A 24,300-nucleotide genomic window follows, 5' to 3' on the forward strand; every position below is an offset into this window, starting at 1 on the left:
CGAAACTCAAAACACTGTCAAGCCCCCCGGCTGAAATTACCGAAACTCGTGAAATTATTGATAAAATTCTCAATAATCATGAGAATGAACCCCCCTTTATTGAGAAAGTTCTTTTTTGTCAAAGTCCCATACAAATAACTTATATCCCGATAACAAAATCTGCAAATTATTTAATCAATCTTGTAATTCATCAAGTTGAGGTTGATATTCCCCTGCTGCGGAGATTTATTCTGGAAATAATAATATTAGTAATTAAAAACTCTATATATATGGGCGCACTATTTCCCACCAATAACATCATCATACCCGAAACTCAAAACACTGTCAAGCCCCCCGGCTGAAATTACCGAAACTCGTGAAATTATTGATAAAATTCTCAATAATCATGAGAATGAACCCCCCTTTATTGAGAAAGTTCTTTTTTGTCAAAGTCCTATACAAATAACTTATACATTGACTAATGTGTTTAATGCTTAAATTTTAGTAATTTGAGGATCTAAAATCATGCGTGTACCAGTATTATCTACATGATAGGTCCAGAATTGGCTTTTAACTTTAACAATTACTTCCCAACCTGGAATGGGATCAAAAATTTGAGCGCAAACTTCACCGAAATTAAAAACACAGGAATTACTAAAAGTTTTCTGAGTTGACTGGGTAATTTTCAGGTAATTTACTGCTAAACCAGAACGTTTAGAAGCATCACTCAAAACCGTATTAGCGATTTTTTTCGATAATTTGTGAGTAGTGATTTTTGGATCTAAGAGAATTTGTGAATTAGATTTATTGACATGATAAATCCAAGATTGTTCTTGTAACCTTACAGTTATAGTCCAACCGGGGATAGGATTATATTCCCTGGTACAAACTTCTCCAAATTTAAAAATACAGGGATTACTAAAAATAGTAGATGTAACTTGAGTAATTTGCAAATCAGAAACTTTTATCCCAGAACGTTTAGAAGCATCCCTGAGAACAGCTTGAGAGATAGATTTAGGTAAAATATTTTGATTTTGGCTTAACTGCAACCCTTCTAAACTTTGAGCATTTGCAAATGTAGCATTTTCAGTTACACCTAAATTACAGGCAATAGGTAATAAGCAAAAGGTAATAGGTAAGAGTAATGACAACCGACAAATGAAGTTCATAACCATATAAATTAATAATTCAATGCTGAATTAAACTGAACTTGACAACTTAAATGAAAACTTACAAAACTTACAAATAAATAATCTTTTACCCTCATTCCTCCGTGTTCTCTGTGTCCTCTGTGGTTCGTTCCAAATTAATTTTTCCCATTGCCAAAAGTGCCGTTCCATAGGCTGCTTCCGTATTTTTTGATAAAACAATAGGTACTTTTAAATAACGTTGACGAATAGCAGTCCAAGTAGAATTTGCAGCACCACCACCGGCTGTATAAATATGAGTTAAAGGGTCTGCACCGAGATTTTGTAAAAGTTCATATCCTTTAGTTTCTATTCTAGCCATACCTTCTAATAAACCATGCAGAAATTCCTGATTTTGATCTGGACGTGGTTCTAGTTTTGGTAATAATTGGGGATCATTAATCGGAAAGCGATCGCCTGGTTTCAACAATGGATAATAATCTAACACACTGGCTTGAGTTGGATCAATGTCGGCACTTAACTGGACTAACTCTAGATCGCTAAAAAAATGTTTTAACACAGCACCACCCGTATTAGAAGCACCTCCAGTTAACCACAAATCACCTAAACGATGGCTATAAATTCCATATCGCGCATTTTCAATTCTATGGCGGCTTAGAAGTTTCAATACCAAAGTTGACCCTAGGGAAGTTACTGCTTCCCCCGGAAATTTAGCTCCACTGGCTAGAAAAGCCGCAATACTGTCTGTCGTACCTGCAACCACCAAACAATGGGCTTTAAAGCCAAATTCAGCGGCTATATGTGGAAGTAATTCACCAATGGGTATTCCTGGTGGGAAGACTTGGGGTAAATTGAGGGGAATTTGTAGCCGTTCTAGCCATTCTGGATATTGCAATTTTTCCACATCATAACCCAGTTTTAAAGCGTTGTGGTAGTCGCTAATACCTAACCTTCCATGCAGCAGAAAACCCAACCAATCGGCTTGATGCAGTAAATATCTAGCATTTATAAAAGAAGGTAATTCTTGCATCCAGAGGAGTTTCGCTAGACTTGATGTAGCACTTAACACGGTATGATTGGCTGGTGCAATTTGGCTCAACCGTTCTAAAGCCATAGCTCCCCGACCGTCGTTGTACAATAGGGGCGCGTCCACTGGCTTTCCACTGTCATCAGTCAGCAAAATAGTGGAAGAAGTGCCATTAATGGCAATAGTCCCGATTTCCTGCCTGAAAACCTGCGGAATTTGCCCTAATAGACTCCATAAAGCCTCAGTCCAGCATTTTACCCAATCAATAGTCCCAACGTGCCAATGATGGCGCATGGCGGATACAATACGACCTTGTTGATCAATTACCACACCTCGCGCGCCGGAAGTGCCAAAGTCAATACCCAGGGATAAAGTCATGAGGGAGTAGGGGAGTTGGGGTTTGAAACGGAAAGATGATTTTTTGCTCACCAATGACCACTGACTAATTACGGTTTTTGTTGCATCTTGTAACAAGATGTTTCCTAATTTTGGTAAAACAGTCAAAAGTAGTAAGCAGAGTCTTGAAAATTAAGTTCAACTTAGGAGGATTTCTATCATGCCTATCTCAGATACTCAAGTTTACATTGCTTTGGCTGTAGCACTAATTCCAGGAATTTTAGCTTGGCGTTTAGCTACAGAACTATACAAATAGTACCAGAGTCATGTAATTCTGTTCCCGGTTATCAACTCTAGTATGGTAAGGTGTAGTTTCCAAACACTCATGGCTCTGGGCTAGGAGGATTTTGGAAATTGCACCTTAATTAATTTACCTGTAATTTACTTGGTAATATTTTTTCATCTTCACATTTGTTTAAATTTACGAAAAATGAAGTAATATAACAGCTAAACTAAACCGCAATTAGCACCTGTTTGCTTTTGACGGTAGTTGCCGTAAATCATGCAAGCCTTTTCTTACTATCATGAATGCGTTTCAACCATTTAGACCTCCTATACAGCCAGTAGAACAACGGCGAAATGTACCACGACCTAAACGATATTTACGCCAACGCGCTTACCAGGTAATGGCACTGGAAACTACAGCTAAAGTAGCAGTTAATACAGTTATTGGGGCAGCAGCGGTTTCTGCTCTAGTACAATTGTTACCTTACCATTGGTTACAACAGGACAAGCTGCGGGAAATACGTACCGAAGTTAAAGTCATGGAAGGGCGTGTCCAGAATTTGCAGACGGAATTTAGTCGCAATTTTGATCCTGGACAAGCTCAGAGTATTATGCAGCAAAAATCATACCGATTTACAGCAAATCAGCGTCCAGTTATCTTGATGAATCAAGATCAGACTGTCACGGAACAATCTGATTCAGTTCCATAAAAGTGCAGAAAATATATTAATCATCATGGTTATTAGGGTGACTATCAAGGGTATAAGTTTTGATTTAGTGAGAAAATTCAAATTTTCCAGATGGTTTCACAAATGACTTCCAAAATCCTGACTACTGAATTTAGCTATCTACCAAATTTACCAAATTAGTCTTCTTATTCTTCTTATTCTTCAAAAAATAGCAACTCGTTTAACCAGTTTTCGATTTGTAACCGTAAACTATAACTGAAACCAGCTTGATTCTTTAAAGATGGCAATTCTGCTAATGCGCGACGGTAATCAGCGATCGCACAATTCCAATCACCCCAGAGATGATAAGTACGTCCGCGTTCAGCCCAAATGTGTCCTTTGAGTTGACCAAAAAGTAGAGCAGTTTCTAAATTCTCAATGGCTTCTGCATATTCACCCAAATCCCGTAAAGTAATGCTGCGATTAATCCAAGCCCGAACATGATGAGGATTTAAATCCAATGCTTGTTCATAATCAGCTAATGCGTCCATTAATTGACCAGAAGCGGCGTAATAATTAGCTCTATTATTGTAGGCACTAGCTAATTTAGAATTTAAGTCTAGGGCTTTGTTATAATCACAGAGAGCTTTGTCTCCGTCACCACTTTGAAAATAAATCAGACCTCGGTTATTGTAATCAACAGCATTTTCAGGATGGTTGTCAATGAGATGACTTAAAAGAGCGATCGCTTTGGTATAATCTCCTTGTTGTGCTAATTTCAAAGCACAAGAGCGTAAATAGCGTTGTTCCAACATTGGTTCATTACCATCCGGTAACGGCGCACATTGATGACAAGGATTGTTTGTACTAAAAAAGCATACTAGACTGTTTGGGATACCAGAATTTAAAAAAGATTGCTTACTCATTATCTTCCCTATTTGATTTACTCGGTTTGTCAAATGAAGTTATAGTTTTCCGGTCGTGATGGCTCTAGGATTGTTGAAGGACGTAGATTCTACATCCTCAAACCATATCAGCCATAAATCTAATAATGTATACTTCATACCCAAGTTCAATTCCAGAATCAGTAAAAATCTGAAGAATTGAAGTGTAAATTTTCAAGATGACAGACAAAAAGCCAGAAGTAAGAGTTTGCGTTCCTTAATTAAGACAGAATAAGTAAGATTTTATTAATGACAACCAATTAACTAAGTAGGTGAATGGAAAAAAACGACATAAGTAACGAAAAGTAAAGTTGCCCAAAACCTCTTCCCAGTTAAGAGTAAAGAGTTCCCTTGTCATAACGACAATTTTTAACGCCAACCTACTTACCAATTTTAGAAGAGACATTTCCCATGACAACAACAATTTCTTATGCTGATGCTACCGATCTCAATACTGATGACTATATTGTTCTTGGTTTAGCTACGTGCTTCTATAAAGAAGATGGGGAAGTGCATCAAATTGAAGTGATAGAACCCATTCCTTCCGCAGCATTAGAAGCCCTATGGAAAAACATTCCCACCTCTTACAGGCTGGCTTATGCAACGAATTTAGGATCTGTGTTAGATGGTGATAAAATGCTATTGCCAGAAGGCTTCCCAGAATCAGCGCAATTTGGTGATGAATTTGCATTGAGGTTATTTTCTGCGGCTCGTACCTACAAGCGCCGTGAAGCCTCCCAAAATCTGATTCCTCTGGGAACAACTAAAACGGATTTGAATTATTCCACAGAGCGCAAACGGGTACTGAATGCAGCCAGAGTGGTTACTAAAGAAGATAACATCAAACAACATTCCCACACTCACAAAGTTCTTTAATTTCAGATAACTATGTTGAAACTTTATGGTGGTAGTCGTAGTCGGGCTGCAATTATCCAGTGGTATTTAGAAGAACTGGAAGTTCCTTATGAGTTCGTTCTACTCGATATGCAAGCAGGAGAACATATCCAGCCTGATTTCTTGAAAATTAACCCTATGGGTAAAGTCCCCGCTATCGTTGATGGTGATTTTCAGCTTTGGGAATCAGGGGCTATTTTACTTTATTTGGCGGATAAATACGGTAAAACCGCTTTTTCATTAGAGGAGAAAGCTATCTTTACCCAGTGGGTATTATTTGCCAATTCCAGTTTAGGAACAGGTATTTTCATAGAAGCCAATCGTCAGCGAGAAATGCCACGATTATTAACTCCTTTGAATGAAATTTTGGAAAAACAGCCTTTTTTGCTGGGTAATGATTTTACCGTTGCAGATGTGGCTGTGGGATCAATTCTTTCTTATATTCCGATTATGCTCAAGTTAGATTTGAGTGCTTACCCAGCCATTGTGAATTATATTCAGTCTATGTCTGAACGCCCCGCATTTCAAAAAAGCATTGGTGGACGGAAGTAATTAATTAATAATTAATAATTGATAATTATCAATTGTTAATTATATAGGGGATTATCATAAGGGTGAGGTACAATTTTAGCGGGCAAGATGCCCGCACCACAATATTTTCACCACAATATTTTCACCACAAGATTTTTATCACAAGATTTTTATCACAAGATTTTCACCACAAGATTTTCACCACAAAATTTTCACCACAAAATTTTCACCACAATATTTTCACCACAATATTTTTATCATTAATATCTGTACCTCATAATATCGGAAACTGCTGTATTTTCTAACGATAATTTGTAAATTGTAAGGCAACGGGGAAGTCCTCTTGTTTAAGACGTTGAATAACAAGTTGTAAATCATCTTTTGATTTAGCTGTCACCCGCACAGCGTCACCTTGAATCGATGCTTGAACCTTCTTAATTTCGTCTCGAATCAACTTGGAAATTTGTTTAGCAATTTCTTGGCTGATACCTTTTTTCAGAGTAATTTCTTGCCTAACACGGTTGCCGCTGGCAGATTCAATTTTACCAAATTCAAAGATTTTTTGGGAAAGATTACGCTTGGCGGCTTTTTCCCGCAGAATGGTATGGACAGATTCTAAAGTAAAGTCACTGTCAGTACCAATAGTAATTTTTTCTTCGCTTAATTCAACTGTGGTTTGAGTGTCTTTAAGATCATAACGGCTTTTAACATCTCTGATGACTTGATCAATAGTATTAACTAATTCTTGTCTATCAAAGTCACTGACGATATCAAAGGAAAAAGTAGAGGCCATAAATAAAATTGGTAATTGGTAATGGGGAAGAGGAAACAGGAAACAGGGAACAGGGAACAGGGAAGATTAAAAATAAATATTTTCCTTATTCCCTTTTACCTAATTATTTAATTTGCATGAGACTGAGGTAAAACAGAGTTCCAGAACTAAAAGAAGCAATACCAAACATGAGTGATCTCAACAAAGGTATATTGGCAATATAGAAAATAGAGTATAGCAAACGAGCAATGATAAAGATGATCGCTGCATTCCCCCCTTGGGGAGAATTTACCCCAGTAACATAAGCCATTAAAGCTGCCGCTGCAAAAACCATAAATCCTTCAAAAGAGTTTTCATGGGCCCATGTTGCCCGTTGGGCATAGGGTGGTAGCTTGTCAAACATGGCGCGGGGAGCAGAAAGATCATATCCTATCTGCACTCTAGCAAAAGCTACTAATAAATAGGGTACATAAATGAGAATAGCCGCGACGACAATAGAGGATAAAAAGATAGCAGGTACTGGTAATTGAGATAGAGACATGAAATTAATTTAACAGGGTAATTGGTTTGTCCTTGATCTATTGATTGTCAATGGATAAAGGGTAATTTAGTCAAGTTATTACCCATTACCCAATGATCATTTCCCATCTCTATCATTAGCTTTGCGTGAGGATTCACCCTAGTCAAAGTAGAAAAGTGTTACCACTTTTCGTTGTTCTTCTGCATCACTACAGGTTTGTAAGAGAGTGCGACTATCGTGAAATGCAAAGCAAATTAATTGTTGACAACGAGAGACAATTTCCTTATTACATAAGTAACTCGCTTCAGCCAGAGACAGGTTATCATTGCTGGGGTTTTCCACCAGGTGCATGACCTCTTCTAGCTGCTGGCGTGATTCTTGGGGTTGACGTTCCAAACTCTGGGGTAAAATGACCGTGAGTAAGTTGGGGTCAGCCTTTGTTGCGCCCCGGATGGCCGCAGAGTTTGTGCCTGTAGCACCAGAAGTAATGATCCGGTTGCCCGATAGGATTAGGGCATAAGCCATCATTTCAATGAGCTTCTGATGAGTAATTGGCACATGACGAGAACCTAGCAAAGCTATCCGCTTAGAACCTGTTTGCTGGATAGTTGCTAGTTCTTGGGCTAATGTATCGAGGTTGATAGTTTCTATTGACTGACTCAAAGATAAAAATCATGAGATTAAACAACCCAGATATTGTACCAAACAGCGTGTAGATAAGACACTAACCAGAGTTACATCTTGCTACAATTTATTTGTTAGTTATTTATGAGGCTGATTTGCTGCGTCTGGAACTACTTTTGGAAACACCCGTACCTCTTAATCCTCTCCACCCGATGACAGTGTAACCAATTGACAACAATAAACTATTAATACCAGTTCGTAATTCTTTCCAGGCATCTGCCTGGGTTTTTTGCAACTGTTGTTCTTTTTGACTGTTAATTTGGTCTATTCTCTGGTTTGCTAGTTGTTGAGGGTCTGTTTGCTGGGCAATAAAATTATCCAGAGCTTGGGGATTTGCTTTATACTTTTTGAGTAAATCCTTCTGCGCCGTGGGTAATTGGTTATTATTAATTGCCTGATTATACTTCTGCTCATCTTTAACCAGTTCATTTAGCTGGGTCTTGAGTTGCTCTTTTAATGCAGCACGTTGTTTCTCTACAGACGCTTTTACCTGATCATTACTAAGTTGATTTTGTATTTGTGCTAATTGACTTTTAACTTGGTTTTCTAACTGTTCTGCTTCTTGGTTAATCCGTGTTAACCCCTGTTCCTTGATTTGATTGACGTTAACCAGGTACAAGGGAAAAATCAACAAAAACATCAGTCCCAACAAACTAGAAAGTATAAAAATTGGCAACTTTAGAATAGGAGACGAGGGATCACTACTTTCATGAGTTCTACCAACATAGAATGCAGTTAGAATTGCTCCCAGACCAAGCAATGGTAAAAAACCCTGCTCTACAAGACTCCTACACAGGTTAATTTGCCAGAGTTTATCTGTAATTTCCAAAGGGAATAATAAAAATAGCCACCCTAGAAAAAACGACAGTATACAGATTACACCTATTAACTTTAGGGAGAAGGACGTATGAGAGGATGTACTAGTCGACATATTGGTTGACAGAGTAAATACATTAAATTATTTAGCATATTATCCATGTCACTTTTACCATGTTATTCGAGAGAATCCGCAAAAGTTACATAAAAAGGTGCATATTTTTTTGACGTTGCTGAATTGGAGCAGGTTACTGAACTTGTGGAAGTTTATATATATATTCTATATTCTCCGCCATTGTTTTACCTTTTGTAGTAAACCTGCATCCAACCAATCATCAAACTGGGGATACACTGGTAAGCGCGGTACTAATTCCCAGCCACCAGGCTCTAAAATATTCCTAAGTTCTTGCTCTTGTAAATGAGGATAATCCGGATTAACTTCATCCTTGGGACTTATTCCCCCTAAATCCCTGGCCCCTGCGGCTAGACAAGCAAGTAACCAATTTTCATCTTTAACTAAATTAGGGGGAATCTGAATTGTAATATCTGCTGGTAAAATTTCCCGCGCTTTGGCGATGACTTCTGGTAATTTATGGGGGTTAAATGGTGGTGCCTCCAAAGTTTGCACTGTTCCGGGGCTGTGGGGTTGAAGAATCACCTCTTGAATGTGATGGTAAAGTTTATGGGACTCAGAAATAGCTGCTAAGGTTTCCCACCAGTCTGACTCAGTTTCTCCTATTCCTAATAGCAAACCCGTTGTAAAGGGGATTTTTAGCTCTCCTGCCCATTGTAACTGTTGCGATCGCACTTCTGGCAATTTACTCGGCGCGTGACGATGAACTGTATTTAATAGTTTTGGTGTCAACTGTTCTAGCATTAACCCCATGGAAACATTAACACTTTTGAGTTTTTCCATTTCAGTCCAACTCAATGGACCGACATTGGTATGGGGTAAAAATCCCATTTCTAGTGCCAATAAACACAAATCATAAATGCGCTCAAACCAGGGTTCACGCCTTGCTGAATCAGGATGTACCTCGCCACTGAGCATGAGTATTTCACAGACGTTTTGATTTTTTAGTTGTGACAAAATTTCTTGAGCTGCCTCCAGAGTCAACCAAGGACTTTTGGCCGGTTCGCTGCGGAAATTACAGTATGTACAACGGTTAAAGCATTCATAAGTGGGAACAATAGTATAAGCAGGGCTGTAAGTAACAATATTCTGACTAGATAGAGACATATATAGTAGGAGTTGCAGCTAAAACACGGCTAATTTACAGACTTTGGCGGGCAAGATGCCCACCCCACAAGGTTTAGACTCCTATTATGCAGTTTAGGTGGTCAGGAGAAAGTAAAAAGTTCAAACCCCTGATTAGCAAAAAGATTAATCCCCGAAAGGCTGACTATATATAGTTTATAGCTCTAAAGATCACTTGGCTGAAAAAAATATTAAAAAATATTACGAAAACCCCTTTACAAATCTAAACATAAAGGTTAATATAAATTCATAAGGTAGAAACACCTACCAAAACATACATAACTCAAACGCCATTATAAACACATGACCACAACACTACAGCAGCGCCAAAGCGCTAACGTATGGGATCGCTTTTGCGAGTGGATTACCAGCACAGACAACCGCCTCTATATAGGTTGGTTCGGAGTATTAATGATCCCTACTCTCTTGAGTGCGATCGCTTGCTTCACTATCGCTTTCATCGCCGCACCTCCCGTTGACATTGACGGTATCCGTGAACCAGTTGCAGGTTCTTTACTATACGGAAATAACATTATTTCCGGTGCAGTAGTTCCTTCTTCTAACGCTATCGGTTTACACTTCTACCCAATTTGGGAAGCAGCTTCTTTAGATGAGTGGTTGTATAACGGCGGTCCTTACCAGTTAGTAGTATTCCATTTCTTGATCGGCGTATTCTGCTACCTCGGTCGTGAATGGGAACTTTCTTACCGCTTGGGAATGCGTCCTTGGATTTGCCTAGCCTTCTCTGCTCCTGTAGCAGCAGCTACCGCAGTCTTCTTGATTTACCCCATCGGTCAAGGTTCATTCTCTGACGGTATGCCTTTAGGTATCTCCGGTACATTCAACTTCATGATTGTGTTCCAAGCAGAACACAACATCTTGATGCACCCCTTCCATATGTTAGGTGTAGCTGGTGTATTCGGTGGTTCTTTGTTCTCTGCAATGCACGGTTCTTTGGTGACATCTTCCTTGGTTAAAGAAACAACCGAGAACGAATCACAAAACTACGGTTATAAATTCGGTCAAGAAGAAGAAACCTATAACATCGTTGCAGCACACGGTTACTTCGGTCGCTTGATTTTCCAATACGCTTCCTTCAACAACAGCCGTTCTTTACACTTCTTCTTAGCTGCTTGGCCAGTAGTTGGTATCTGGTTTACAGCTTTAGGTGTAAGCACAATGGCGTTCAACTTGAACGGATTTAACTTCAACCAATCCATCATTGATTCTCAAGGTCGTGTAATTTCTACATGGGCTGACGTAATCAACCGCGCTAACTTAGGTATGGAAGTAATGCACGAGCGCAATGCTCACAACTTCCCTCTAGATTTGGCTGCTGCTGATGTTGCTCCTGTTGCTTTAACTGCTCCTGCAATCAACGGTTAATAACTAGAGTCTAGTTAAATAAAAAACGCTCTCCGCAAGGAGGGCGTTTTTTTGTGTTCACTTTTCACATTCGCGTTTAGTTATATAATGACGATAGCGAAACATGACTTCTAACTGTGCTTGTACTAACCAACCACTCATAAGTTCCACTCCATTACCTCCAGGCATGGCATAGGTAATATGATCAGTTAATCTAGTTTTGCCGTTTTCCTCCGTAAATTCATGACGATGTATCCAGGACTCAAAAGGTCCAGATATTTGTTGATCACTAAACAGACGATATTTTTCATAGTCTGTGTGACGTGCTAACCAAGTTAAGGGTAAAATGCCCAGAAAAAGACGAAATTCTGTAATTGCACCGGCTTCTAGTCCTCCTTCACGTCTGACTACTTGTACAGGTTGCCAAGGTGGGGTGAGTAACTGTATTATGTCTGGCCTTTCATGAAATTTCCAAACTACTTCTACTGGTGCGTTAATGATTGAGGAATGTTTAAAGTGCAACATGAACAAAAAACCTAAAATTTAGCCTGTAGCCTAAACTGCTGAAAATAACGAAAATAGATGGTTATTGTGGCTCTAAATTCATTAAAATAAGTATAATGAGAGAATGCTCAGAATATCTTATGCTGCGATCGCTAATTGTGAAGTGAAAAAATCTTTGATAAATTTCTTTGATAAATTTTTTTAATTTTCTGAGCTAAATATCCATTTTTTATGTGATAATGGGACTTGAGAAGTAATTCGGTAGACCACGTTTGTTTTTAGTATTGATAGGATTTTTACCTTTGGTATTTACAGACTTTTCTCCGAAATCTAAATCTCTACACTCTTATGATTTTGGAGACAGTCTATGTCGATTTATGTGGGTAACCTCTCTTATGAAGTTACCGATAACGATTTAAACGGAGTTTTTGCAGAGTATGGCACTGTAAAGCGTGTCCAAATACCTACCGACAGAGAAACAGGCAAGGTTCGTGGTTTCGCTTTTGTAGAAATGGGTACAGATGCGGAAGAAACAGCAGCCATTGAAGCTCTTGATGGTGCTGAATGGATGGGACGTAATTTGAAAGTAAACAAGGCTAAACCCAAAGAAGATCGTGGTTCTTTTGGTGGTGGTGGTCGTGGAAACTATGGTGGTGGTGGTGGTCGTAACCGCTACTAGTATCTATAGAGTTCAGTTAGAAAAATATTCCCCTCTAGGATAATTAAGTTTACCATTAGCTCAGGTATTTATTCCTGAGCTTTTTTAATGGAAAATTTTCTAGTTAGCTGTTTTGAAACCATTTTACCGAATAGGGTACAGAAATAATTTCCCTATTTGGCTGAAAATTGCCGTTAAATGATATAAAAAGGGGTATTTTGGCACATTGGCAGCAGTTATTAACAAAAGTCATTATAATAATGAGCAGCACTTGCTGTGCATTATTGGTAACAAAATGTTACTAGCGATGTAATCACAAAATATTTTGGAAACATTATTCTGTAAACTGACTAGCTATGAAAAACTGTCAAGACTAAGTTTCAAGAATTGGTAGATTTGGTAAAAAATCAAGGGATTGATTTAGTTAGATTTGACAATTATTTTAACGTAAAATATTCGGAAAAATTTGAGAGTAAATATTGATGAAAATACCTAAGGGAAAATAAACCCTAAAAATTAAGAATATTAAGAATGTGAGGAGGATTAATATTAATAATATTCAAATATAAATACTTGTACTGGTATGAAATTTTTTCTAAAAATGCTAATAAAATTGACAGAATTATCAGCGATAGTTTAGTAATACTATAAATGTAGATATAAAGGATAATATTGTCAACATTTATTAATATCGGGTGATTAGCTGAATAAAATTATTTACCAATCTGATCATTTAGATTTCATTTCATCAAAAAGCTAAAATATTGCAGAAGTAAGTAAGCAATTTAGTAAATGATTTACTCCAAGTAAAATGGCGATTTATAGTAAATTATGAAATGGCAGTTATTGACACATAAACAGCGACAGATAAACCGAGCATTGACTATAGCAATGCTTACGATTTTTAGTGGGATAATTTGCCTTGCTTGTAGTAATAATCAAGATATTTTAGTGACAGAAAGAGCAGCAACTACCCCAAATCCAAAGATAGGAAAAACATCCAAATATGCAGAATTTTATGTTCAGGGACAAACTCAACACCTGAAAGGTAATTCTCAAGCGGCCATTGCTGCCTATAGTAAATCAATTAGTCTTAATCCTGAATATGCACCAGCATTTAAAGGTCGGGGACTGGTTTATTTTGATACTGGTAATAAAGAGGGAGCGATCGCCGATTATAATCAGGTATTACGTTTAAATGCTAATGATGCGGAAGCTTACAATAATCGTGGCAATGCCTTTTCATCTATTGGGGATTATAGAAGAGCGATCGCCGATTATAATCAAGCTATTAGCATCAAGCCTAAATCTGCGGAATTTTACAACAATCGAGGTAATGCTCGTGGAAACCAAGGTGATAAAAACGGAGCTTTAGAGGACTATACTCAAGCAATTCGGATCAATCAAGAATATGCTGTAGCTTATAACAATCGTGGCAATGCTTACGCAGCCAGGGGAGAACAGCAAAAAGCAATATCCGATTATAATGAAGCAATTCGTATTAATCCTAATTTTGGTTCTGCTTTTAATAATCGCGGTAACGCCTATGCTGCAATTGGAGATAAACGGGGGGCATTAAAAGACCTACAACGGGCAGCAGCTATTTTTGACAAAGAAGGAAACAAAGACTTATATCAACAAGCAATGAAGAACATTGAAGAATTGGGACGATAATTGAGATTTCAGGACTTACGTAAAACAAAAGTAGAGATAACTCATATTTTTATTGGATAAATAAACAGATACCCGACTTATTTAAAGAGTCGGGTGTCTAAAAATTTAGACGCTTCAAGCAAAGCGAATTTTTAGATAATCATCTTCCATTTTTGCCCCTGCTGGTTGCAGTGCGGCCAAAGCTTGAGGTAATACCAAATTACGGCGATGATTACCAATAGTGATGTTTAACTCATCTCCAGTTTTTTTCAGTTGAATTTGACTTTTAGGAATGTTAGGTAAATACAGTTCTAAACTGTATTGGTTTTTGTCTTGGACAACTCTGATTGTAGTTTCTTGATAATAAACTTGAGTTGGATCTTCATCTTTGTAGAGGGTTTCTTTCAGCCTTTCCAAAGCTGGTAAACCACACAATTCTTCAGAGTATAGAGGTACTTCTTTGACTGGAAGAGGTAAGAAATTATCATGAATTTCTTGACGGTATTGTTCTTGATTTTCCTTCCACCGTTGGAAAAAAGGATCTGTTACTTCTTGGGGAATAATTCGGTTAGCAATCACTAAATCTGTGGCTACATTATACAAACTTAGATAGGCGTGAGCGCGAAGAGATTCTTTAATTACCATTTTTTCAGGATTCGTCACCAGACGCACAGAGGTTTGAGTATTGTCAGTTAAAACTTTTTCCAAAGCTTCAATTTGCTCATAAAATTCATAGGGTGCGTCCATTACCTCTTTATCTGGTAAAGAAAAACCAACAATGGGTCTAAAAATAGGTTCTACAAGTGGTCTGAGGGCAACGGAAATATTTTGGAAGGGTTTGTAAAAACGACGCATATACCAACCACCAACTTCCGGCAAACTTAACAGTCTTAATGCTGTACCAGTGGGGGCGGAGTCAATAATTAAAACATCATATTCTCCTTCATCATAATGACGTTTCATTCTCACCAAGCCGAAAATTTCATCCATGCCCGGTAAAATCGCCAATTCTTCCGCTTGTATGCCGTCTAAACCCCTGGCTTGTAAAACTTGGGTGATATAGCGTTTCACAGCCCCCCAATTACCTTCTAATTCTTGCAGTGCGTCTAATTCCGCACCCCACAAATTAGGACGCACGAGACGGGCATCATGTCCTAATTCTATATCAAAGCTGTCGGCCAGGGAGTGGGCAGGGTCTGTACTTAAAACCAATGTCCGATAGCCCAGTTCTGCACAACGGAGTCCAGTGGCTGCGGCCACGGAGGTTTTACCCACGCCACCTTTCCCTGTCATTAAAATTACTCGCATCAATGATTCCTTACTGCCTGAAGTTTATTTACATTTATTTACATTATGATGGTTTTTTCAAAGAAATGAAATGCTGCTTAATTACGTCTAAACGAGAGCAGTACCAATAGTCAATATGAGAAACAATTAAACCGTCAGCATTCAAACGTAATTCACTCCAGCCAGAAACGGAAATATAAGGCTTCCAAGGTAGGGGAGAATTCCAACTCATAGTCCATTCAGTTTTAATAATTTCTTCCTGAGATTGGATGTTATGTAAATCCAGTTTAAGATTGAGGAAAAAAGTCTGAATAAATTTAATCATCCATTTGTAAAGTTCCAGTCCTCGAAACTTAAAAACAGCATCTTGAAAATAAACATCTTGGGCATAAATGCTGTAAGTTTGATTGACAGGAAATCTTTGATAATCAGCTTTGAGGGTTTCTATAATATCCATAAATTGATGTTGTGCTGGTGTTGATCATAGAAAGTGGTATATTACTTGTTGATGAAATTACCGATTACAGACTGTAGTTTTACTCTAGCATAATCTCTTTCTTCCACGGGTAAACGGGATAAAGCAAATTCAAAATCATCCAGTTTCTCGGTAATAGCATTAACCAGTTCTTTTTGACCTTCTGCGATACTAAATCCAGATTTTTCTAACTCAATTTTTCCATTCCCTAAAGTTAAACTATTTTGGTTATATTCTTCTAAAGATTTTAACTGATTTTCTGCTTCAGGGCTGATCATTTCTGATTTAGTGATGTCTATGATCTCTTCAGTTGTATACTCTAAATCAGCCTGTGCTGCTTTTAATAACTGCGCTGCTTCTTTAATCTTTTTATATGCCACTTGTTGCATGATTTTTTTCTGTTCTAAAAGCAAAGATAATTCTTTTTGAGAATCGAATAAAGCTTGTTGCTGCTCTTCAATTTTAGCTACTTGGTTTTTGATTTGAGTTTGGATTTGTGCAAGGGTCATGATCTAGATTCTGGAAATGATGTTTAAAAAAATTTTGAGAAGTCAAATTCTCTCCTCAACATTGGTAAATTATTGACGGTCAAAGCCTCAATTATTGCTGGTAATAGACTTGTGTAATCTGCCTTTCTAATTCTTAATTGTGAATTGACGGCGTTAGTAATAAATAGCAGGAAATAGAAGTTCTCAATAGATATTCTATTTCCTTGTTACTGCAATTACATTTCCTGCCAAAGACCTTCTAATTGTCGTCTCCAAGCCGCTAAAACCTCCTTTCGTCCTTGGGGATTTTGGTCAATATCTCCTAATAATCCTTCTGCATAAAAACGGTCTAGATTTTGCATAGTAGCTTCTAGAGATTGTCCCTGTTGTTTCGCTGTTTTAATAATTTCGCGGATACGAACTTCTACCAAATTATTGAAAACATCATTTACACCAGTTTGATGTAATGATATCAGACGAGCGATCGCATTAGTAAAATCTGCATTACTCAAAGTGCCACTATTATGCTGGAACACTCCCCACACTACCCCATCATAAACGGCGTAGCGTGTTTCTTGAGTATCATCAAAATTAGCCTCTAGAAACTGCGTGAGAAATGCTGTAGCCTCTTGTAAGGGCATAATTGGCAGTAATACCCGCAACCAAGTGTGATCTTCTGAAAGTAGCACCAATAATCGAAAATCAGTAGTTTCTACTTGCCAAGAACCAGGGGCTATAGATTTTACAACTTCAACGCTAAATAACTCCGTTAATGTACCCGCTATTTCTTCTGGTGTCATAATTATTTGTGAACTTTAGATCTAGGTTAACGCTTTTTGGGTAGATGAATTATATTTTTTATCGAACCACTCCAGGCACAGAGGACACAGAGAGCGGCAGGGGATGCTAATATCTTTTTTTTTAGGCTTTTTTTAGGCTCTCTAAATATCCCTTCCCATTTCTAAAATCCTAGTTGCCACTGATTCCATGATAGGATTTACTGATAAACGATTACCTTTTTTGACTACTAATAATTCATCATCTTTAAATTTTGTTTTGAGTGTTGATAGTGAAATAGGATAATTAAAAACTTCTACAAATTCCACCTTCACAGTTTGCCAACGGGGAGATTCAGGAGTTGATTTAGCATCATAATATTTACTGTTAACATCAAATTGTGTCGGGTCATTAATATCTGTTTCAACTATCCGCATTAAGCCAAAAATTCCTGGAGGTTCAGCATTAGAATGATAGAAAAATGCTAAATCTCCTATTTGCATTTGTTTGAGAAAATTACGCGCTTGATAATTACGTACACCGTCCCAAATAGTCTCACCTTGCCGTTGTAAATCAGTAATACTATAAACTGATGGTTCTGACTTCATTAACCAATAATTAATTTTATTCATCTCATAACAATTAACTCAATATGACCAAAAAATATGACCCAAAATTCCTTTTCCACCTCTTTTCTCCGTGTCATCTGTGCCTGGAGTGGTTCGATAAAATACAACCTCAGAGACAAAAAGAGCGGCGACTAACTCGCGGCCAAATTGCCCCAAGCAATATAAGGTAATTTGGCCGCCGTTGCTTTTACCTGTTGAGCATTTGCTACCAACTGTCCGCAAGCGTCCCATGTTCCACTAATAAAGGCACTTCTTGTGCCTTCACTCATGACAACCGAGGCAGTAAAATCACCAATTTCCACTTGCAATTTTTCCAAATCTATGGTAACAACTTCTTGAGGATTGGCGATAACTAATTCTTGCAGTTGTTTAACTACCTCTGCTTCAGCCGTTACGCATGGTATCCCCATGGCTACGCAATTACCAAAGAATATCTCCGCAAAGCTTTCACCAATGAGGGCTTTGATTCCCCATTTGGCCAGGGCTTGGGGTGCGTGTTCCCTTGACGAACCACAGCCAAAGTTGCGGTTAACTATGAGGATATTTGCCCCTTGGTATTGGATTTGGTCAAATGGGTGTTCACCGTTTAAGGCTTTTCTGTCGTCCACAAATACCCCCTCTCTTAGGTCGTCAAAGGTAATGGCTTTTAAGTAGCGGGCGGGTATAATTCGGTCGGTATCTATGTCGTTACCAAGTAGGGGAACGGCTTGACTGGATATTTGTTTTACTTCACTTACCATAATTAATTAACCACGAAGGGACGAAGGACACAAAGGAATATCTGGGACTCAATTCTGGTTTGGGCGGGCAAGATGCCCACCCCACAAGATTTTTCAGAGTTTGAGAGAGATTTTTTTGGGACTCAATTCTGGTTTGGGCGGGCAAGATGCCCACCCCACAAGATTTTTCAGAGTTTGAGAGAGATTTTTTTGGGACTCAATTCTGGTTTGGGCAGGCAAGATGCCCACCCCACAAGATTTTTATTTTATAATAAAGCCCGTACGTCGGCAATTTCCCCTTTTATGGCGGCGGTGGCTACCATAGCCGGACTCATGAGTAAGGTACGACCGGAGGATGATCCTTGTCTACCTTTGAAGTTGCGGTTGGAGGAGGAGGCGCTGATTTGTCTCCCTTGGAGTTTGTCGGGGTTCATGGCTAAACACATGGAACACCCTGGTTCTCTCCATTCAAAACCGGCTTTAACAAAGATTTTATCTAGTCCTTCGGCTTCGGCTTCTTTTTTGACTCTTTCTGAACCGGGGACAACAAAGGCTTTGACTCCCGCAGCAACTTGCCGACCTTGGGCGATTTTGGCGGCTTCTCTTAGGTCGCTTATACGTCCGTTGGTACAGCTACCTATGAAGCAAACATCTATTTTTGTTCCTTGGATGGGTTGTCCGGGATATAGATTCATGTAAGAATATGCTTCTTCGGCTATTAAGCGGTCTTCTTCTAGCAGTTCTGCGGCTGTGGGAATTTTTTCATCTACGCCAATTCCTTGACCGGGTGTAATTCCCCATGTGACTGTGGGGGGGATAGCTTCGGCATTAAATACTACGATATCGTCATATTCTGCATCGGGATTACTACTCAGGGATTGCCACCAATTTAGGGCTTTTTCCCAGTCTGCACCTTTAGGGGCAAAGTCTCTATTTTGTAAATAATCATAAGTAATTTCATCGGGGTTGACGTATCCGCATCGCGCCCCACCTTCGATGGCCATGTTACAAACGGTCATCCTTTCTTCCATGTTCATTTGGGCAAAGGTTGTACCAGCAAATTCATAAGCGTAGCCTACACCTCCTTTAACCCCTAGGTTACGGATAATATGTAATACTACGTCTTTGGCGTAAACTCCGGGTTTTAAGTTACCGTTAACTTCGATTTTGCGGACTTTTAGTTTTGATAGTGATAGGGTTTGGGAGGCTAAAACGTCTCTAACTTGGCTTGTACCTATACCAAAGGCGATCGCTCCAAACGCGCCATGACTTGACGTATGACTATCACCGCAAGCGATGGTCATGCCCGGTTGAGTTAGTCCCAATTCGGGAGCAATGACATGAACTATACCTTGATTCCCTGAACCAATATTGTAAAATGTTATGTCATGTTCTTGACAATTCTTTTCTAATGCTTGGATCATTTCCTCGGCCATGTTATCCACGAAGGGACGGGCTTGGTTTTCGGTGGGAACAATATGATCTACTGTGGCTATGGTTCGCTGCGGAAATAATACTTTTAAATCCCTTCCTTTCAGCATGGAAAAGGCCTGGGGACTGGTAACTTCATGAATAAGATGTAGTCCAATAAATAGTTGTGTTAATCCTGATGGTAGTGTACCAACAGTATGTAAATCCCAAACTTTGTCAAATAGAGTACCCTTGCTCATAGATTAATTTATATTAAAGGAGTCTGATTTTTGATTGTATCAGAAAATAGACTGGTTCAAGATCCTATAAAATTAGATAATTTTTTAGGTAATTTTTCAGAACTTAGGGCGCGTTTACAAGCTTCAAAACATATCTGGGTAAACGCTATGATGTTTAATCAAATAGGCATTCTTGGAGGTGCTGTTTTCCACATTAAATCAATTTCTTCTGCTGTGAGTTGATAAGCTTGATTAATTAAATCAGAAAGACGCTGTTCTAATTTTACAGTTTCGTTTTTGCGGCTGTTAATTTCGGGAACATAATCATTATATGCTTGACGTAAAGCTGTAAAAGCTGGTATACTTAAAGGGTCTGAAGATTTTTTGGCGTTTTTTTGTTTGGGCATTCTTTTTCTCACTTCGTCTACAAAGTCTGGAAATTCCCAAGTAGCAAAGTCTTCTAATTTATTGCCCAGTTTCTCAATTTTGTATTCTATTTGCAACCAGTCGAGAACATCTTTATAAACTTGTCCGTTGAGTTTGGTAATTTCAATTAACCGCGTGACAATTGCTTCTACTTCTGCGCGAGTTTCTTCTGTGGGTTGGGCAATAGGTAGGGTTTCAAATAAATATCCCATTGGACTAATAGCGTCAGAAAGCATTTTTGTAAAAACACGGTGACTATACCACCAAATAAGAGGTGAATTAAGTAACCCTAAAATAAATAAATCTTGAGTGGGAAGAATAAAAATTTTATTATTTCCAAATAACCCAGAATTATCAAGTGCATAAACCGGAAAAGTTTGAATTTCTTGATAAATGATTTTTGGTTGTTCAAATAACTGCCAATAATCAACACTATCTTGAATTTCATACCACTTGTAAATACCTGGTTTTCGTCCTTCCCAATTACCATCTTTATTTGTATTCCAATTTTTAGGACGAGGTTCTAATTGTTTTCGATACTGAGTGAGATAATTTTTAATAGCAGGATAAGCATCAATATCAATTCCACGACGAGTAAAAATCATCCACAAATTTTCCCATTGAGGAATCCATCTTTTAATATCCTGTCCCCGTACATAGGGTTTGATAATTTCCGCACATTTTGGGTCAGCTTGAATTAACTTGTTCCTAGTAGCATTATCTATTAAAAAAGCTTCATTAAAACCTGTTTTTATTCCATAATAAGGTTTAACTCCAGCAAACTCCTTTAAGGGAACTCCTACCCGTTGAATTTTCCGCATTAAATCATCAACCGCAGGAGGTTCTAAACTCCAAGCATGAGCAGAAAACCGCGACCAAGGAATAGTAAAACTGTTTTCTGGATTTTGCACATATTGAATGAGGTTAATATTTTTCAACTCCCCACGAGGAACAGCACAAACTAAAACTGATTTATTCTCATTGTCTGTATTTGAAACCTCAGATTTCCTCGCAGCAATAATACAGGGAAATGTATCCGCGTCTTCAAAAATTGGTGCGTGTCCAAAATCAATAATTTGTTCAAACACACTGGACTGACAAAAAAACCGTCGCAAAGATTCACCATAACCAGAACGTAACCATTTATTAGTGACAATATAAGAAATAATTCCTGCTGGTTTAAGCAGATTTAAACCTTTTTCATAGAAATAAATATAAATATCTGCAACTCCGTCATAAGTTTGATAATTTTCCTGTAAATAAGGTTTAAATGGTGATAATAACTCCTGACGAATATAGGGAGGATTTCCAATAACAACATCAAAACCACCGTCAGCAAAGACTTGAGAAAATTCACTTTCCCAATTAAATGGTAAATCTGTGATTTTTGCATCATTAATGATGGAATTACCGATTTTAATATTATCATCCAAATAAGTTAAAGTTTTTCCCTGAGTTGCGGTTTTTAACCACAAAGATAACTTAGTAATTTCTACCGACTCAGGAGACAAATCAACCCCAAATAGATTATTACTAAGAATAGTCTTATCTAATTCAACATTTTCTAGAGTCTCATATTTCAGAAACCGCAAATTATCATTAACTCGTTGATATTGACCTGCAAAATAATCAAAAGCAGCAATTAAAAACGCACCAGAACCACAAGCGGGGTCAAGAACTCGCGTTTTTACTAATACCTCATCTCGGTAACTTTGCCAAAATTCAATTTCCCGTTTTTGATTTTCTGCTGTATCTATAAACTCTCCTATTTTTAACCGTTGTCTTAATTCATCTTCGCGTTTCTGTAAATATCCACCAATTGCAACTTCGACAATATATTGAGTAATATAAGCGGGAGTATAGAATACGCCTAATTTTTTCCGTTTACCCTGTTTTTTATCAAATTCCTGTTTAGCAACATCAGCTTTTAATTCTTCTAAATCTGTAATTGACTGCTCAAAAATTCGTCCTAAAATATCTACGGAAACTTCTGAATCAAAATCAAAACGGGTTAATTGTTGCAGTTGACCACACAAAGAATCAGGAATATCTAATAGTTGATCTAAAATCGGATCATGTTGAAATAAACCACCATTATAACCGGGAATTGGGGGATCTTCATTACCTTGGTCAACCCAACGAAAAACGGCTTGATAATTTTCCCAAATTGGTCGAGGATGATAAATATCTTTGTTATTATAGGCTTTGCTAATTGTCTTTTCGGGTAATAATCCCCTATCTTCACAAAAAGCAATAAATAAAATTCTGTCTAATGTTTTTTGTGCTTTCTCAATTAATACTTGATCACGGTTAGGAATATGCAATTTACTACCAAAACGAAACCGGAAATCTTTAACTATATTTAGTCTAACTTGTTTATATTCTTGATAAAGTTGTTTAGTAATGTCCTCTTGTGCTTCTTCAGAAGTTACTAACAACCTGTCAATGGTAGATATATCTTTAATTGGTAAAAAGTTTTCTCGACAAAGCAGTAAATAAAATCTTTTAAATTCCTCAAAATCCGCTAAATTAGTTAATAAAAACTGTTCATAATAAGCGGGAGTTTTATTAGTATGATATAGTCGTAATTCTCGATAATTAGAAACGATAATCCAATGACAATCAGGAGTATAATTAGCATAGCGCCAACCCTGATCAACAGCGGATTCTTTTCTCCCAGATGCGGGTCTATCTAAATCATCTTTTGTCCCTTTTAATTCAATTGGTGCAACAACTTTACCCTGTAATTTTACCTTTCCTTTGTTATTTTCTGTTGCGGTAAAAAAGCCCACAGCAGCATCAGCAGAACCCCCACCGTCAGCTATAGTTTGTTCTGCGTGAATTTCCCAAACTTTACCACCACCTGTAATAATGGAAGAGTAACCTAAGACATTTTGAAAGATATCTTTGAGAAAATCACCATGTAAAGAAATCTCTTTGACTTGGTTAAGAGTACCTGAATTTAAAGCCTCAACCCATTTGATGATAATTTGGTGACGTTGTTCTAAATCTGAAGGAAATTTAAACTTAACCAAAGCATTTTTTAATGACTTTTTCTGGAATAAAGCTTTAGAAAGTTGTTGACTCATAACTTTAATTTCTCAATATATATCATCATGTAGATTCCACACTTTCAATAATCCGGGTATTTGGATAATCATTTTTGACAAGGGGGTAACATATCAGATAAACTAATTTGTAAATCAGGAAACTCTAAAGCTGAGACTATTCCATCTTCCCCAATAATTACCTCACTTTCATAACCATTTTGAGTTGGGTTTCTAAAAATGTGTAATTCACGTTTTACCACATCTAGTACCCAATAATCTTTAATCCCTGCTAAAGAGTAAGCTTTAGCCTTAGTTTCACAATCTAATTTTAAACTACTATCGGCAACCTCAATAATTAAATAAACTTCTGATGGTGTAGGATGATGATCTGCATAGTCCAAAGGATCAATTTTCACGACGGAAATATCCGGTTCTGGTTCAGACCTATTATTTAACTTTACAGGTTCTTGACTAGATACCCAAGCACGATTTTCTAATCTTTTTTTGAATAAATAGTCTGTTCTTACTACTGCTGAACGGTGCGCTGTTCCTTTTGCAATCATCCAAATAATTCTCCCATTTAAAAGTTCCACTCGTTCATCTGGGGCAAAAATACCCGCTTCATTCATGCGGTGATATTCTTCCACCGTCCACAAACGCAATTCTAGATTTGTTTCTGTACTTTGCATAGCGGCTTTAATCACTTTGAGGTGTTTATGTTCACTTGTATTTAATCTAATTCTATCTTTGAGAATATA

Annotated in this window: 26 protein-coding genes; 8 read left to right on the plus strand and 18 right to left on the minus strand. The window is 37.8% G+C overall.

Annotated elements, in window-relative coordinates; all coding sequences use genetic code 11:
• Window positions 1-341: hypothetical protein (locus FFO06_RS22020; RefSeq protein ID WP_236097153.1), on the plus strand; the 341-nt coding region annotated here is incomplete at its 5' end.
• Between the two features lie 132 nt (window positions 342-473).
• Here FFO06_RS22020 and FFO06_RS14445 read toward each other — a convergent pair.
• Window positions 474-1,148, minus strand: coding sequence for a DUF8738 domain-containing protein (locus tag FFO06_RS14445; RefSeq protein ID WP_137908659.1), 675 nt, complete (start codon window positions 1,146-1,148; stop codon window positions 474-476).
• Between the two features lie 94 nt (window positions 1,149-1,242).
• Entirely contained in the window at window positions 1,243-2,532 is a 1,290-nt protein-coding gene (locus FFO06_RS14450; protein ID WP_137908698.1) for an FGGY-family carbohydrate kinase, read from the minus strand.
• A gap of 178 nt (window positions 2,533-2,710) precedes the next feature.
• Here FFO06_RS14450 and psaM point away from each other — a divergent pair, with 178 nt between their 5' ends.
• Both psaM and FFO06_RS14460 read left to right on the plus strand, forming a co-directional pair.
• Window positions 2,711-2,806, plus strand: coding sequence for a photosystem I reaction center subunit XII (gene psaM, locus FFO06_RS14455; protein WP_006196319.1), 96 nt, complete (start codon window positions 2,711-2,713; stop codon window positions 2,804-2,806).
• 268 nt (window positions 2,807-3,074) lie between these two features.
• Window positions 3,075-3,485 carry a slr1601 family putative cell division protein gene (locus FFO06_RS14460; RefSeq protein WP_137908660.1) on the plus strand — a complete coding sequence of 137 codons (411 nt, stop codon included), beginning with the start codon at window positions 3,075-3,077 and terminating at the stop codon, window positions 3,483-3,485.
• A gap of 173 nt (window positions 3,486-3,658) precedes the next feature.
• Here FFO06_RS14460 and FFO06_RS14465 read toward each other — a convergent pair whose 3' ends face one another.
• Window positions 3,659-4,369 (minus strand): tetratricopeptide repeat protein, encoded by a 711-nt coding sequence (locus FFO06_RS14465; RefSeq protein ID WP_137908661.1) that lies wholly within the window; start codon window positions 4,367-4,369, stop codon window positions 3,659-3,661.
• 429 nt (window positions 4,370-4,798) lie between these two features.
• Here FFO06_RS14465 and FFO06_RS14475 point away from each other — a divergent pair, with 429 nt between their 5' ends.
• Entirely contained in the window at window positions 4,799-5,263 is a 465-nt protein-coding gene (locus tag FFO06_RS14475) for a hypothetical protein (protein WP_137908663.1), read from the plus strand.
• 12 nt (window positions 5,264-5,275) lie between these two features.
• Window positions 5,276-5,833, plus strand: a complete 558-nt coding sequence (locus FFO06_RS14480) for a glutathione S-transferase family protein (RefSeq protein ID WP_137908664.1) — start codon at window positions 5,276-5,278, stop codon at window positions 5,831-5,833.
• Window positions 5,834-6,113: 280 nt separating this feature from the next.
• On the opposite strand, the gene FFO06_RS14485 is transcribed toward FFO06_RS14480, so the two are convergent.
• The 5 genes from FFO06_RS14485 to cofG form a co-directional block, all read right to left on the minus strand.
• Entirely contained in the window at window positions 6,114-6,605 is a 492-nt protein-coding gene (locus FFO06_RS14485) for a YajQ family cyclic di-GMP-binding protein (RefSeq protein ID WP_137908665.1), read from the minus strand.
• A gap of 103 nt (window positions 6,606-6,708) precedes the next feature.
• Entirely contained in the window at window positions 6,709-7,125 is a 417-nt protein-coding gene (locus FFO06_RS14490; protein ID WP_137908666.1) for an MAPEG family protein, read from the minus strand.
• A gap of 138 nt (window positions 7,126-7,263) precedes the next feature.
• Entirely contained in the window at window positions 7,264-7,767 is a 504-nt protein-coding gene (locus tag FFO06_RS14495; RefSeq protein ID WP_137908667.1) for a DNA-processing protein DprA, read from the minus strand.
• Between the two features lie 103 nt (window positions 7,768-7,870).
• On the minus strand, window positions 7,871-8,719 hold the full coding sequence (gene hpsJ-B / locus FFO06_RS14500; protein WP_137908668.1) for a hormogonium polysaccharide biosynthesis protein HpsJ: 849 nt from the start codon (window positions 8,717-8,719) through the stop codon (window positions 7,871-7,873).
• A 165-nt stretch (window positions 8,720-8,884) separates the two neighbouring features.
• Window positions 8,885-9,844 carry a 7,8-didemethyl-8-hydroxy-5-deazariboflavin synthase subunit CofG gene (cofG, locus tag FFO06_RS14505; RefSeq protein ID WP_137908669.1) on the minus strand — a complete coding sequence of 320 codons (960 nt, stop codon included), beginning with the start codon at window positions 9,842-9,844 and terminating at the stop codon, window positions 8,885-8,887.
• 321 nt (window positions 9,845-10,165) lie between these two features.
• Here cofG and psbA point away from each other — a divergent pair, with 321 nt between their 5' ends.
• On the plus strand, window positions 10,166-11,248 hold the full coding sequence (psbA, locus tag FFO06_RS14510) for a photosystem II q(b) protein (RefSeq protein WP_137906817.1): 1,083 nt from the start codon (window positions 10,166-10,168) through the stop codon (window positions 11,246-11,248).
• 57 nt (window positions 11,249-11,305) lie between these two features.
• On the opposite strand, the gene FFO06_RS14515 is transcribed toward psbA, so the two are convergent.
• The gene (locus FFO06_RS14515) at window positions 11,306-11,752 is read right to left on the minus strand and encodes an SRPBCC family protein (protein WP_137908670.1); all 447 of its coding nucleotides are present in this window, start codon (window positions 11,750-11,752) and stop codon (window positions 11,306-11,308) included.
• Between the two features lie 346 nt (window positions 11,753-12,098).
• On the opposite strand from FFO06_RS14515, the gene rbp reads away from it, so the two are divergent.
• Both rbp and FFO06_RS14525 read left to right on the plus strand, forming a co-directional pair.
• A complete protein-coding gene (gene rbp, locus FFO06_RS14520; RefSeq protein WP_137908671.1) occupies window positions 12,099-12,410 on the plus strand; it encodes an RNA-binding regulator in 312 nt (103 codons plus the stop codon).
• A gap of 810 nt (window positions 12,411-13,220) precedes the next feature.
• Window positions 13,221-14,063: a tetratricopeptide repeat protein gene (locus FFO06_RS14525; protein WP_137908672.1), complete on the plus strand. Its 843-nt coding sequence runs from the start codon at window positions 13,221-13,223 to the stop codon at window positions 14,061-14,063.
• A gap of 114 nt (window positions 14,064-14,177) precedes the next feature.
• Here the strand turns inward: FFO06_RS14525 and FFO06_RS14530 are convergent, their stop codons facing one another.
• The 9 genes from FFO06_RS14530 to FFO06_RS14570 all read right to left on the minus strand — a co-directional run bounded on the left by FFO06_RS14530 (window position 14,178) and on the right by FFO06_RS14570 (window position 24,231).
• Window positions 14,178-15,350 (minus strand): TRC40/GET3/ArsA family transport-energizing ATPase, encoded by a 1,173-nt coding sequence (locus FFO06_RS14530; RefSeq protein ID WP_028084734.1) that lies wholly within the window; start codon window positions 15,348-15,350, stop codon window positions 14,178-14,180.
• 43 nt (window positions 15,351-15,393) lie between these two features.
• Window positions 15,394-15,786 (minus strand): C6orf136 family protein, encoded by a 393-nt coding sequence (locus FFO06_RS14535; protein WP_137908673.1) that lies wholly within the window; start codon window positions 15,784-15,786, stop codon window positions 15,394-15,396.
• Between the two features lie 41 nt (window positions 15,787-15,827).
• Window positions 15,828-16,313 carry a hypothetical protein gene (locus FFO06_RS14540; protein ID WP_137908674.1) on the minus strand — a complete coding sequence of 162 codons (486 nt, stop codon included), beginning with the start codon at window positions 16,311-16,313 and terminating at the stop codon, window positions 15,828-15,830.
• Window positions 16,314-16,528: 215 nt separating this feature from the next.
• A complete protein-coding gene (locus FFO06_RS14545; protein WP_137908675.1) occupies window positions 16,529-17,092 on the minus strand; it encodes a hypothetical protein in 564 nt (187 codons plus the stop codon).
• A 141-nt stretch (window positions 17,093-17,233) separates the two neighbouring features.
• On the minus strand, window positions 17,234-17,701 hold the full coding sequence (locus FFO06_RS14550) for an EVE domain-containing protein (protein WP_236097154.1): 468 nt from the start codon (window positions 17,699-17,701) through the stop codon (window positions 17,234-17,236).
• 128 nt (window positions 17,702-17,829) lie between these two features.
• On the minus strand, window positions 17,830-18,438 hold the full coding sequence (gene leuD / locus FFO06_RS14555; protein ID WP_137908676.1) for a 3-isopropylmalate dehydratase small subunit: 609 nt from the start codon (window positions 18,436-18,438) through the stop codon (window positions 17,830-17,832).
• Window positions 18,439-18,683: 245 nt separating this feature from the next.
• Window positions 18,684-20,087 (minus strand): 3-isopropylmalate dehydratase large subunit, encoded by a 1,404-nt coding sequence (gene leuC, locus FFO06_RS14560; protein WP_137908677.1) that lies wholly within the window; start codon window positions 20,085-20,087, stop codon window positions 18,684-18,686.
• 158 nt (window positions 20,088-20,245) lie between these two features.
• The gene (locus tag FFO06_RS14565) at window positions 20,246-23,581 is read right to left on the minus strand and encodes an Eco57I restriction-modification methylase domain-containing protein (RefSeq protein WP_137908678.1); all 3,336 of its coding nucleotides are present in this window, start codon (window positions 23,579-23,581) and stop codon (window positions 20,246-20,248) included.
• A 68-nt stretch (window positions 23,582-23,649) separates the two neighbouring features.
• Window positions 23,650-24,231: a Uma2 family endonuclease gene (locus FFO06_RS14570; RefSeq protein ID WP_137908700.1), complete on the minus strand. Its 582-nt coding sequence runs from the start codon at window positions 24,229-24,231 to the stop codon at window positions 23,650-23,652.
• Window positions 24,232-24,300 lie beyond the last annotated feature (69 nt).

Origin of the sequence: Dolichospermum planctonicum, assembly GCF_005402965.1 — a bacterium.
GTDB classification, from domain to species: Bacteria; Cyanobacteriota; Cyanobacteriia; order Cyanobacteriales; family Nostocaceae; genus Dolichospermum; species Dolichospermum planctonicum.

Bases quoted from the DNA above. Each gene is read 5' to 3' on its own strand.
- FFO06_RS14445 (WP_137908659.1), bottom strand. From the start codon at position 1,148: ATGAACTTCATTTGTCGGTTGTCATTACTCTTACCTATTACCTTTTGC.
- FFO06_RS14450 (WP_137908698.1), bottom strand. From the start codon at position 2,532: ATGACTTTATCCCTGGGTATTGACTTTGGCACTTCCGGCGCGCGAGGT.
- psaM (WP_006196319.1), top strand. From the start codon at position 2,711: ATGCCTATCTCAGATACTCAAGTTTACATTGCTTTGGCTGTAGCACTA.
- FFO06_RS14460 (WP_137908660.1), top strand. From the start codon at position 3,075: ATGAATGCGTTTCAACCATTTAGACCTCCTATACAGCCAGTAGAACAA.
- FFO06_RS14465 (WP_137908661.1), bottom strand. From the start codon at position 4,369: ATGAGTAAGCAATCTTTTTTAAATTCTGGTATCCCAAACAGTCTAGTA.
- FFO06_RS14475 (WP_137908663.1), top strand. From the start codon at position 4,799: ATGACAACAACAATTTCTTATGCTGATGCTACCGATCTCAATACTGAT.
- FFO06_RS14480 (WP_137908664.1), top strand. From the start codon at position 5,276: ATGTTGAAACTTTATGGTGGTAGTCGTAGTCGGGCTGCAATTATCCAG.
- FFO06_RS14485 (WP_137908665.1), bottom strand. From the start codon at position 6,605: ATGGCCTCTACTTTTTCCTTTGATATCGTCAGTGACTTTGATAGACAA.
- FFO06_RS14490 (WP_137908666.1), bottom strand. From the start codon at position 7,125: ATGTCTCTATCTCAATTACCAGTACCTGCTATCTTTTTATCCTCTATT.
- hpsJ-B (WP_137908668.1), bottom strand. From the start codon at position 8,719: ATGTCGACTAGTACATCCTCTCATACGTCCTTCTCCCTAAAGTTAATA.
- cofG (WP_137908669.1), bottom strand. From the start codon at position 9,844: ATGTCTCTATCTAGTCAGAATATTGTTACTTACAGCCCTGCTTATACT.
- psbA (WP_137906817.1), top strand. From the start codon at position 10,166: ATGACCACAACACTACAGCAGCGCCAAAGCGCTAACGTATGGGATCGC.
- FFO06_RS14515 (WP_137908670.1), bottom strand. From the start codon at position 11,752: ATGTTGCACTTTAAACATTCCTCAATCATTAACGCACCAGTAGAAGTA.
- rbp (WP_137908671.1), top strand. From the start codon at position 12,099: ATGTCGATTTATGTGGGTAACCTCTCTTATGAAGTTACCGATAACGAT.
- FFO06_RS14525 (WP_137908672.1), top strand. From the start codon at position 13,221: ATGAAATGGCAGTTATTGACACATAAACAGCGACAGATAAACCGAGCA.
- FFO06_RS14530 (WP_028084734.1), bottom strand. From the start codon at position 15,350: ATGCGAGTAATTTTAATGACAGGGAAAGGTGGCGTGGGTAAAACCTCC.
- FFO06_RS14535 (WP_137908673.1), bottom strand. From the start codon at position 15,786: ATGGATATTATAGAAACCCTCAAAGCTGATTATCAAAGATTTCCTGTC.
- FFO06_RS14540 (WP_137908674.1), bottom strand. From the start codon at position 16,313: ATGACCCTTGCACAAATCCAAACTCAAATCAAAAACCAAGTAGCTAAA.
- FFO06_RS14545 (WP_137908675.1), bottom strand. From the start codon at position 17,092: ATGACACCAGAAGAAATAGCGGGTACATTAACGGAGTTATTTAGCGTT.
- FFO06_RS14550 (WP_236097154.1), bottom strand. From the start codon at position 17,701: ATGAATAAAATTAATTATTGGTTAATGAAGTCAGAACCATCAGTTTAT.
- leuD (WP_137908676.1), bottom strand. From the start codon at position 18,438: ATGGTAAGTGAAGTAAAACAAATATCCAGTCAAGCCGTTCCCCTACTT.
- leuC (WP_137908677.1), bottom strand. From the start codon at position 20,087: ATGAGCAAGGGTACTCTATTTGACAAAGTTTGGGATTTACATACTGTT.
- FFO06_RS14565 (WP_137908678.1), bottom strand. From the start codon at position 23,581: ATGAGTCAACAACTTTCTAAAGCTTTATTCCAGAAAAAGTCATTAAAA.
- FFO06_RS14570 (WP_137908700.1), bottom strand. From the start codon at position 24,231: ATGCAAAGTACAGAAACAAATCTAGAATTGCGTTTGTGGACGGTGGAA.